At 67.8% G+C, this 10,398-nt stretch carries 7 protein-coding genes and 2 pseudogenes; 4 read left to right on the forward strand and 5 right to left on the reverse strand.

Annotated elements, in window-relative coordinates:
• Positions 1 to 1,089: pseudogene (locus CLG85_RS25995) on the forward strand (YifB family Mg chelatase-like AAA ATPase); the annotation flags it as partial.
• Here CLG85_RS25995 and CLG85_RS26000 read toward each other — a convergent pair.
• The 4 genes from CLG85_RS26000 to rsmI all read right to left on the reverse strand — a co-directional run bounded on the left by CLG85_RS26000 (position 1,059) and on the right by rsmI (position 4,437).
• Positions 1,059 to 1,958, reverse strand: a complete 900-nt coding sequence (locus CLG85_RS26000; protein WP_095884212.1) for an alpha/beta hydrolase — start codon at positions 1,956 to 1,958, stop codon at positions 1,059 to 1,061. The pseudogene CLG85_RS25995 and the gene CLG85_RS26000 overlap by 31 nt on opposite strands.
• A gap of 21 nt (positions 1,959 to 1,979) precedes the next feature.
• A complete protein-coding gene (gene gshB, locus CLG85_RS26005) occupies positions 1,980 to 2,915 on the reverse strand; it encodes a glutathione synthase (RefSeq protein ID WP_095884213.1) in 936 nt (311 codons plus the stop codon).
• Between the two features lie 81 nt (positions 2,916 to 2,996).
• Positions 2,997 to 3,338, reverse strand: a complete 342-nt coding sequence (locus tag CLG85_RS26010) for a YraN family protein (protein WP_235865515.1) — start codon at positions 3,336 to 3,338, stop codon at positions 2,997 to 2,999.
• Positions 3,339 to 3,573: 235 nt separating this feature from the next.
• The gene (rsmI, locus tag CLG85_RS26015; protein ID WP_095884215.1) at positions 3,574 to 4,437 is read right to left on the reverse strand and encodes a 16S rRNA (cytidine(1402)-2'-O)-methyltransferase; all 864 of its coding nucleotides are present in this window, start codon (positions 4,435 to 4,437) and stop codon (positions 3,574 to 3,576) included.
• Between the two features lie 90 nt (positions 4,438 to 4,527).
• Between rsmI and CLG85_RS26020 the strand changes: the two genes are divergently transcribed.
• Both CLG85_RS26020 and CLG85_RS26025 read left to right on the forward strand, forming a co-directional pair.
• Positions 4,528 to 5,718, forward strand: a complete 1,191-nt coding sequence (locus tag CLG85_RS26020) for a penicillin-binding protein activator (RefSeq protein WP_095884216.1) — start codon at positions 4,528 to 4,530, stop codon at positions 5,716 to 5,718.
• On the forward strand, positions 5,678 to 8,617 hold the full coding sequence (locus tag CLG85_RS26025) for a [protein-PII] uridylyltransferase (protein ID WP_260350273.1): 2,940 nt from the start codon (positions 5,678 to 5,680) through the stop codon (positions 8,615 to 8,617). The genes CLG85_RS26020 and CLG85_RS26025 overlap by 41 nt, the downstream gene beginning before the upstream one ends.
• Here the strand turns inward: CLG85_RS26025 and CLG85_RS26030 are convergent.
• The gene (locus CLG85_RS26030) at positions 8,598 to 8,804 is read right to left on the reverse strand and encodes a cold-shock protein (protein WP_095884218.1); all 207 of its coding nucleotides are present in this window, start codon (positions 8,802 to 8,804) and stop codon (positions 8,598 to 8,600) included. The two genes, CLG85_RS26025 and CLG85_RS26030, sit on opposite strands and share 20 nt — an antisense overlap.
• Before the next feature lie 439 nt (positions 8,805 to 9,243).
• Between CLG85_RS26030 and CLG85_RS26035 the strand changes: the two are divergent.
• A pseudogene (locus tag CLG85_RS26035) lies at positions 9,244 to 10,398 on the forward strand (DEAD/DEAH box helicase); the annotation flags it as partial.

A 10,398-nucleotide genomic window follows, 5' to 3' on the forward strand; every position in this document is an offset into this window, starting at 1 on the left:
CCCGAGGCCGCCTGGGTCGCCTCCTGCCGCGTCCTCGCCGCCCGCACCCTCACCGAGGCGATCCGCCACTTCACCGGCGCCGGGCCGCTCGACCCTGCGCAGCCCGGTCCTGCGGACATTGGAACGCAGGGGCCGGACCTTTGCGACGTCACCGGGCAGGAACGCGCCAAGCGGGCGCTGGAGATCGCCGCCGCGGGGCGCCACCACCTGCTCTTCACCGGCCCGCCCGGCACCGGCAAGTCGATGCTCGCCCGCCGCCTGCCCGGCCTCATGCCGCCGCTCGCTGCCTCCGAGGCGCTGGAGACGGCGATGATCCGCTCGCTCGCCGGCGAGCTGGCCGAAGGGAAGCTGTCGATGGCCCGCCCCTTCCAGCAACCCCATCACACCGCCTCGATGGCGGCGCTCACCGGCGGCGGGCGCGGCGCCCGACCCGGACAGATCAGCCTCGCGCACAACGGCGTGCTCTTCATGGACGAGCTGCCTGAGTTTCCGCGCAACGTCCTCGACAGCCTGCGCCAGCCGCTGGAAAGCGGCGAAATCACCGTCAGCCGCGCCAATGCCCATGTCACCTACCCCTGCCGTTTCCTGCTGGTCGCCGCGGCGAACCCCTGCTAGTGCGGCATGGCCGGGGATCCCGCCCGCGCCTGCTCGCGCGCGCCCACCTGCGCCGAGGACTACCTCGGGCGGATTTCCGGCCCGCTCATGGACCGTTTCGACCTGCGCCTCGAAGTGCCGCCCGTCACGCTCGAGGACATGTCACTGCCGCCTTCAGGCGAGGACAGCGCTTCGGTCGCGCTCCGCGTCGCCGCGGCGCGCGCGCGCCAGGCGGCGCGTTACGCGAACCACCCGGCCCTGCGCACCAATGCCGATGTCGACGGGCGGCTGCTCGACGAGATTGCCGCGCCGGATGCCGAGAGCCGCGCCCTGCTGCTGCGCGCCGCCGAGCGCTTCGGCCTGTCGATGCGCGGCTATCACCGGGTGCTGCGGGTGGCCCGCACCCTCGCCGACCTCGCCGGGGAAGAGGAGGTGCGCCGCCCGCAGGTGGCCGAGGCGCTGAGTTACCGGCTGGTGTCGCCCAGGACCTCCTGAACAAAGCGCGCGGACCGGCGCAGTGTCGCCCGCGCCTCGGGGATCCAGCCGTCGAAAACCGGCCAGGCATGCGGTGCCAGCGGGTGCGTCTCGACCTCGACCCGTGCGCCAGCCTGCCGCAGGCGCGCTGCCATGCGCCGCCCGTCGTCGCAGAGTATCTCGCTCTCTCCCCAGCACAGGCGCACCGGCGGGCAGCCCGGGAAGTCGGCGTAGAGCGGTGAGAGGCGTGGGTCATCGCGGCGCCCGCGGCCCGCCACGATCTCAACCAGCTCGAGGATGCGTTCCACCGGCAGGAAGGGATCGGCGCCGGCGTTGCGGCGCAGACTCTCGCCGCGCATGGCAAGATCGGTCCAGGGCGAGAAAACCAGCGCCCCCGCCGGCGCCTCGTCACGGGCGCAAAGCTGCGCCAGCAGCGACAGCGCCAAGCCGCCGCCCGCGGAATCGCCGGCGAGCACCACCTGCTCCGGCGCGTATCCGAGCCCGCGGAGCCGTTCCCATGCGACGCTCACCGCATCGAAAGCCGCCGGAAAGGGCGCCTCCTGCGCCAGCGGGTAGTCGGGCGCGCAGACCTCGACCCCCGACAGGAGCGACAGCCGCGCCATCACCCCCTGGTGGGTACGGGGGCTGCCCGAGACATAGCCGCCGCCATGCAGGTAGAAGATCACCTGCCGCGGCGTGCAGCGCCCGGCGCTGATCCAATGCAGCCCGCCCGGCCGGCGCAGGTGCAGCAGGTGGATCGGCTGGCGCATGAAGAGCGGCGCGTGATGGTCAAGATCGCGCGCCGCGTCCTCCGGTCCGGGGGTGCGGGCGAGCCGCGGCTTGGCCAGTAGGCGCAGCCCGGCGTTGAGCGTGGTCAGCTGCCAGCTCATCGCACGTCGCCCGGCCCGGGTTCAGGCCAGTTTGGCCTCGATCGCTTCCCAGATCCGGGCCGCCACGTTGATCCCGTCGAAGCGCTCCAGCTCCTGGATGCCAGTCGGCGAGGTCACGTTGATCTCGGTCAGCCAATCGCCGATCACATCGATGCCAACGAAAACCTGCCCCTTCTCCTTCAGAACCGGGCCGATGGTGGCGCAGATCTCACGGTCGCGCGCGGTCAGTTCCACCTTTTCCGGACGGCCGCCGACATGCATGTTCGAACGCACCTCGCCCGCCGCCGGCACACGGTTGATCGCCCCCACCGGCTCGCCATCGACGAGGATCACCCGCTTGTCGCCCTTGCTCACCGCGGGAAGGTACTTCTGCACGATCAGCGGCTCGCGGGAGAAGCTGGTGAAGAGCTCGTGTAGCGAGCTGAGATTGCGGTCGTTCTGGTCGAGACGGAACACCCCCGCCCCACCATTGCCGTAGAGCGGCTTGAGAATCACGTCCCCATGCTTGGCCTTGAACGCCTTGATCGTCTCGAGATCGCGCGCGATGGTCGTCGGTGGCGTGAGCTCGGGGAAGTTCAGCACCAGCAGCTTTTCGGGCGAGTTGCGTACCCAGAAAGGATCGTTCACCACCAGCGTGCCCGGCGCGATCCGGTCGAGAAGATGGGTCGTGGTGATATAATGCATGTCGAAGGGCGGATCCTGCCGCAGCCAGACGACGTCGACCTCGGCCAGGTCCACGACCGTGCGCGGGCCCAGTATCGCCGGCTGCTCTGCCACCCGCTGCACAGTCATCCAATGGCCGCGCGCGGTCACCCGCCCCTCTTCGTAGGCAAGGTCATCGGGCCCGTAGTAAAACAGCTCGTGGCCCCGCGCCTGTGCTTCCTCGGCAAGGCGGAATGTGCTGTCGGCGTCGATATTCACGGACCCGATCGGGTCCATCTGAAAGGCGATCTTCATGTCGGTCTCCGCGCATGGCTTTCGCCATACATGGCGCAGCGGCGCGCGAGGCGCAATGGCAGGGCCGGCCCTCCGTGAAGCCTATGGGCCGAAAGCCTTCTCGATCACCCGGATCAGCCCGTGGCGATCCATCAGCGCCACGTCAAAGCGCATCTCGCTGAGTGCGCCCAGAGGCTGCGTGCCGACAAATTCCTCCGCGCTCTTCTGAAGCCGCCGGATCTGCCGGCAGCGCAGGTGCTCCAGCGCCTGATCGAAGCTCCAGCTGGCCTTCACCTCGACGAAGACAAAGCCAGCCCCGTCCCGGAAGATCAGGTCGATCTCTCCAGATCGCCCGCGCCAGCGACGGCGCAGCAGCGGGTAGCCGCGCCGCTCGTAATCCCGGGCGATCCCTTCCTCGGCGGCGAGGCCGGCAAAGTAGCTCATTTCGCCGCGCGACCGCCGCCGGAGCCGGTCCACCTCCGCACGGCGCGGGGGAAGTATAGCGGGCACGGGCGGCGAGCGGGAAAAATCGAATTCCATCTGCGACGGATGTATCGACATGCTGTTCCTTTCCCGACCCCATTGCACTCTTTGATGCGCACCTGCAGCTCGATGCGCACCCGCAGCCTGCCGAACCAGGTCTGCCGGACCAAGTCTGACCCTACGCCCCCTATCCCCCTCAGCCGCGTTCCTTCGCGAGCTTTAGGGCAAGCTGGTAGACCGGCCGCCGGGCGATCCCATTTGCCTGCGCCACGTAGTCCGCGGCATCCCGCACAGACATCTCGCCCAGCGCGGCCAGCAATTCTGCTTCTAAGTCAGATTCGCTAATTTTCTCCGAACTTCCCTTGCCGATCAGCACCACGATCTCGCCCTTTGGTGGCGTCTCGGCGTAGATCCCGGCCAGCTCGTCCAAGGTGCCTTCGCGCACCTCCTCGAAGCGTTTGGTCAGTTCCCGGCAGACCGCCGCCCGGCGCTCGCCGCCGAGTGCCGTCGCCGCATCCGCCAGCATCGCGCCCAGCCGCTTGGGCGACTCGTAAAAGGCCAGGGTCGCCACCTCCTGCTTCAGCGCCGCCAGCGCGTTGCGGCGGGCACCCTTGGCGTTGGGCAGGAAGCCCGCGAACAGGAACCGGTCGGTCGGCAGCCCGGCCAGGGTGAGCGCGGTGATCACCGCCGAGACGCCCGGCGCCGCGGTCACGAGGTGCCCCTCCTCGCGTGCCGCGCGGGCGAGATCGAAGCCCGGATCCGAGATCATCGGCGTGCCCGCCTCGGAAGCATAGGCGACGGATTTTCCCTCTGCCATCAGCGCCATCAGCCGCGGCCGCATCTTGGCGCCATTGTGGTCGTGGTAAGCGAGGCATGGCCGCTCGCCGAGTGGAATGCCGAGGATCTCCATCAGCCGCTTGAGGCTGCGGGTGTCCTCCGCCGCCAGCACGTCGGCGGCGCGCAGCACGTCGATTGCCCGCAGCGTGATGTCGCGCGCGTTTCCGATAGGCGTGGATACCAGGTAGAGCCCCGGCACCAAACCGCTTCTTTCGGGATTCATCACTGGACCCGATCCCCCGCTGTACTATGATTGCTCCCAAATGCTCATGCGGAAGAACCGCTTGGGCGTCAACGAGGGAGCCAGCCACCAATGTTCGCCCTTTTCGCCCGCGCCCGCAAGGCGCTGCGCCCGGTCGCCATGTTCGCCACCGCCGCCCTGCTTGCCGCCTGCGATGTCTCGACCATGACCGATCTCGGCTCCGCCGGCAGCGGTGGGCCAAGCATCGATCCCGGCCAGACCGTCCGCGTGGCGCTGCTGGTGCCGCAATCCGATCCGTCCGCCGCCGCCGTGGCCCGTGATCTCGAGAACGCCGCGCGGCTTGCGATCGCCGATCTCGGCAATGCGCAGATCGACCTCGCGGTCTATGACACCGCCGGCCAGCCCGCCCAGGCCGCGGCCCAGGCCCAGCGCGCCGTCGACGAGGGCGCGCGGATCATCCTCGGCCCGCTCCGCGGCGAGGAAGCAGTCGAGGCCTCCAAGGTCGTCGCCGATGAGGGCGTCAACGTGCTCGCTTTCTCCAACAATGCCTCGATCGCCGGGGGCAACCTCTTCATCCTCGGCCCGACCTTCGCCAATACCGCCGACCGCCTGATGGGCTTCGGCACCCGCCGCGGCATCAACTCGGTCGCCGTGCTCTACTCCCAGGACGTGCCGGGCGAGTTCGGCCGCACCGCGATCAGCCAGGCCGCCGCGCGCAACGGCGTCTCGGTGGTCGCCGAGCAGCCCTACGAGCTCAGCGTCGAGGGAGTGACCCGCACCGCGCAGTCGATGAGCAGCATCATCGGCAGCAGCGGCGCGCAGTCGGTCTTCATCACGTCCGACGCCACGAATGCCGCCATGCCGCTGCTGCTGCAGCTGATGCCCGAGAACGGCGTGAACCCGGCGGTGACCCAGTACATCGGCCTGACCCGCTGGGACGTGGCACCGCAACTCTTCTCCTATCCCGGGGCGCAGGGCGCCTGGTTCACCATGCCCGACCAGGCCATGCAGCGCAATTTCAACGCCCGCTACCGCGGGGCTTACGGGGCCGAGCCGCACCCGCTGGCCGGTTTGGCCTTTGACGGTGTTGCCGCCATCGGCGCGCTGGTCGCGCAGGGCCGCAACGATGCCCTCACCGGCCGCGCGCTGACGCAAGCCGCTGGTTTCCAAGGCACCGGCGGTGTATTCAGGCTGAAGTCGGACGGCACCAACGAGCGTGGCCTCGCCGTCGCCACCATCCAGAACAGCCAGGTAACGATTCTTGACCCTGCCCCCTCCAGTTTCTCCGGCGCCGGTTACTGACACGTCCGATATCCTGCCGGACGACCTGATCGCCCCGGCCACGGAAATCTTCGACATCGCGGCCGTTCGTGCCCAGGTCTTCGCCGCCCTCCCAAGCGAGGGCGGCGAAGGCGCGGTGCGCACCTCGGTGGTTAAAATCCTGGGCGAGGCCAGTAGGCAGAGCCGCGAGACCATCGCCCGGGAATTCGCGCGCCAGCCGCACAACGCCTTCCCCGTCACCCATGCCTACACATGGGTCACCGACGGGCTGGTGCGCATCTGTTTCGACGTCGCCACGCAGCACCTGCACCGCAATCCCACCCCGACCAAGGGCGAGCGGCTCTCGGTGCTCGCCGTGGGCGGCTACGGGCGCGGCGAGATGGCGCCCTTCTCCGATGTCGACCTGCTGTTCCTGACCCCGCACAAGATCACCGCCTGGGCCGAGAGCGTCATCGAGTCGATGCTCTACATGCTCTGGGACCTGAAGCTGAAGGTCGGCCATGCCTCGCGTACGGTGAAGGACTGCCTGCGGCTCGGGGCCGAGGATTTCACCATCCGAACGGCGATGCTCGAGCACCGCTACCTCATCGGTCACAAGCCGCTGGCCGACGAGCTTGAGGACAAGCTCTGGAGCGACCTCTTCAAGGGCACCGAGCGCGCCTTCGTCGCCGCCAAGCTCGAGGAACGCTCGGAGCGGCACCGCAAGCACGGGCTGCGCTACGTGGTCGAGCCCAACGTGAAAGAGGGCAAGGGCGGGCTGCGCGATCTGCAGTCGCTCTACTGGATCACCAAGTATGTCCACCACACCGACGACACCGAGGATCTGGTGCGGCTCGGGGTCTTCCGTCCCGAGGAGTACCGCACCTTCTACCGCGCCGAGGAGTTCCTCTGGGCCACCCGCTGCCACATGCATCTCGCCGCGGGCCGCGCGGTCGAGCAGCTGACCTTCGACATGCAGGTCGAGGTGGCGGACCGCATGGGCTACACTGATCGCGGCGGGCGCCGCGCGGTGGAATGGTTCATGCAGGACTACTTCCGCCACGCCACCTCGGTGGGCGATCTTACCCGCATCTTCCTCACTTCGCTTGAGGCCGAGCAGCAGAAGGACGCGCCGCTGCTGCTGCGCATGTTCAAGCGCGGGCCGAACGTGAAGGACGGCTACGAGGTGGTGCACAATCGCCTCGCCATCGTCGATCCGATCGCCTTCCTGTCCGACAAGATCAATCTGCTGCGCTTCTTCGAGGAAGGGCTGCGCACCGGCCTCTTGCTGCACCCCGACGCGATGCGGCTGGTGAAGGCCAACCTGCATCTCATCGACGAAGACATGCGGGGCGACCGCGAGGCGCAGCGCATCTTCATGGATCTGCTGTTGAAGCACGGAAATCCCGAGCGCTCGCTGCGCCGGATGAACGAGCTTGGCGTGCTCGCCGCCTTCATCCCCGAGTTCGAGCCAATCGTGGCGATGATGCAGTTCAACATGTACCACAGCTACACGGTGGACGAGCACACCATCCAGTGCATCGGCAACCTGTCGCAGATCGAGCATGGCGACCTCGTCGAGGACCTGCCCGTGGCCTCGTCGATCTTGCGCGAGGGCGTCAACCGCAAGGTGCTCTACACCGCGCTGCTGCTCCATGACATCGGCAAGGGCCGCGACGAGGACCACGCCGTGCTCGGCGCGCAGATCGCCCGCAAGGTGGCGCCGCGCCTCGGCCTCAGCAAGCAGGAGAGCGCAACGGTCGAATGGCTCGTTCGCTACCACCTGCTCATGTCCGACATGGCCCAAAAGCGCGACATCGCCGACCCACGCACCGTGCGCGACTTCGCCAAGGCGGTTCAAACCCGCGAACGGCTCGACCTGCTGACCGTGCTCACCGTCTGCGACATCCGCGGCGTCGGCCCGGACGTGTGGAACAACTGGAAGGCGGCGCTGCTGCGTGCGCTCTACCGCCAGACCCGGCGCGGGCTCGAGGACGGTATGGAGGCGCTTAACCGCGAGAACCGCGGCAACGAGGCCAAGAAGGCGCTCCGCGAGGCGCTCTCTGACTGGGATGCCAAGGCGCTGCGCACCGAGACCGGGCGGCACTACGAATCCTACTGGCAGGGGCTGCATGTCACCGCTCACGAGGTTTTCGCCAAGCTGCTGCGCGACATCAAGGATGACGAGATCAAGATCGACATCCACCCCGACGAGGACCGCGACGCCACCCGCGCCTGCTTTGCGCTGCAGGACCACCCGGGGATCTTCGCCCGGCTCGCCGGGGCGCTCTCGCTGGTCGGCGCCAACGTGGTGGACGCGCGCACCTTCACCTCGAAGGACGGCTATGCCACCGCCGCCTTCTGGATCCAGGACGCCGACGGCTCACCCTATGAAGAGGCCCGCCTGCCCCGCCTGCGCGAGATGATCCGCAAGACGCTGATGGGCGAGGTTCGCCCGCGCGAGGCAATCGAGCAGCGTGGCAAGCTGAAGAAGCGCGAGCAGGCCTTCAAGGTGCCCACCTCTATCAGCTTCGACAACGAGGGCTCGGACATCTACACGATCATCGAGGTCGACACGCGCGACCGTCCCGGCCTGCTCTACGACCTGACGCGGACCCTGTCGGAAAGCCATGTCTACATCGTCTCGGCGGTCATCGCGACCTACGGCGAGCAGGTGGTGGACACCTTCTACGTGAAGGACATGTTCGGGCTGAAGTACTTCACCCCCTCGAAGCAGAAGATGCTCGAGCGCAAGCTGCGCGAGGCCATCGCAGCCGGGGCGCAGCGCGCGGGGGGTGTAAGCGCAGCCCGCCGGGCGGACGCCGGCACCCGAAAACACTGGCACCCGAAAACAGAAGAGCGGACCCGAGGGCCCGCTCTTCCGTGTCTCTTGGCAGGACCGCAGTCCCATCAGGAATGGTTTACACCAGTTCCAGATTGATCGCCGACTCGCGGCCGTCACGGCCTGCTTCGATGTCGAACGACACTTTCTGGTTGTCTGCGAGGCCGGTGAGGCCCGAACGCTCAACCGCGGAGATGTGCACGAAGACGTCCTTCGAGCCACCATCGGGTGCGATGAAGCCGAAGCCTTTGGTGGTGTTGAACCACTTGACGGTACCAGTTGCCATGGTTGTATTCCTCTATCTTTGTCGCCCACAATGCGCGGCGACCCGGCGTCTCAACGTCGAATGCTGAGCCGTGGAGGAATCAGGAAACGAAATTCAGTAGCCCTGCCAAGATGGGCTCTGCGGGCCGGAATTACAAGCCATGTTCCTGTGTCCGGCCATTTCACGCCTGTAGCATTGACTTTCTTGCCGTTTCCCCCCCATTTAGCCCGCGTGATCGCCGGTTCCTTACCAGCCCGGGGCCAACCGCCCCGCGCCTGCGATGCCAGATTTCCCGCCGTTGGCACCCTTCCATGGGTCCGGCCTCGCGAAGGAGTTCTTGCGATTACGGCATTCGGGCAATCCGGCCCGTGCGTCCAATCGCAGCCCGCTGCACATCTCCTCCCGCGCAAAGGCGCACATACGGCGACGGCCTCTCCTGGCCCTCCCCGAAAGGATTTTCATGACATTCGACACGCTGGGGCTCCGCCCCGCCCTTCTGGCTCGCCTGGCCGAGCAGAATCTCACTCAGCCGACTCCGATCCAGACTCAGGCCATCCCCGAGGCCCTCGCTGGCCGCGACGTGATGGGCCTTGCCCAGACCGGCACCGGCAAGACCTTTGCCTTTGGCCTGCCGATCGCCGATGCGCTGCTCGCCAGCCAGACCCGCTGCGCCCCGAAATCGGCGCAGGCGCTGATCCTCGCCCCCACGCGCGAGCTCGCCGCGCAGATTCACGACACGCTGTCGTCGGTGCTCACCGGCGCGCACCTGCGCCTGACGCTGGTGGTTGGCGGCAACTCGATCAACGTGCAGTCGCGCAAGCTCGAAAAGGGCACGCACCTGCTGATCGCCACCCCTGGCCGCCTCATCGACCTGATGGATCGCGGCGCGCTGAAGCTCGACCAGGTGACGCATTTCGTCCTCGACGAGGCCGACCAGATGCTCGACCTCGGCTTCATTCACGCCCTGCGCCGCATCGCCCGCGACCTGCCGGCCAAGCGCCAGACGCTGCTTTTCTCGGCCACCATGCCCAAGCAGATGAACGAGATCGCCAGCGCTTACCTGAACGATCCGGTGCGCATCCAGGTCGCCCCCCCCGGGCAAGACCGCCGACAAGATCGAGCAGTCGGTGATCTTCGTCGAAACGCCGAGGCGGATCGAGACCCTGACCGGGCTGCTCGATGATCACCGCGACGAGCTGGCGCTTGTCTTCTGCCGCACCAAGCATGGCGCCGAGAAGCTCTCGCGCAAGCTCGACCAGGCCGGTTTCGCCGTCGGCGCGATCCACGGCAACAAGAGCCAGGGCCAGCGCAACCGCGCGCTCGACGCCTTCCGCAAGGGCGAAATGCGCGTGCTGGTGGCCACCGATGTCGCCGCGCGCGGCATCGACATCCCCGACGTGCGCCACGTCTACAACTTCGACCTGCCGAACGTGGCGGACAACTACGTCCACCGCATCGGCCGCACCGCCCGCGCTGGTCGTGACGGCCGCGCGGTGAGCTTCTGCGGCGTCGAGGAGATGGCGGACCTGCGCGGCATCGAGAAGCTGATCGGCCAGGAAATCGCCACGCTCGGCGGCGTGCGCCCGGCAGAGCCCGCCCGCGCCCAGCGCAGCGG

The sequence above is a fragment of the Alloyangia mangrovi genome, from assembly GCF_002300555.2.
GTDB classification, from domain to species: Bacteria; Pseudomonadota; Alphaproteobacteria; order Rhodobacterales; family Rhodobacteraceae; genus Salipiger; species Salipiger mangrovi.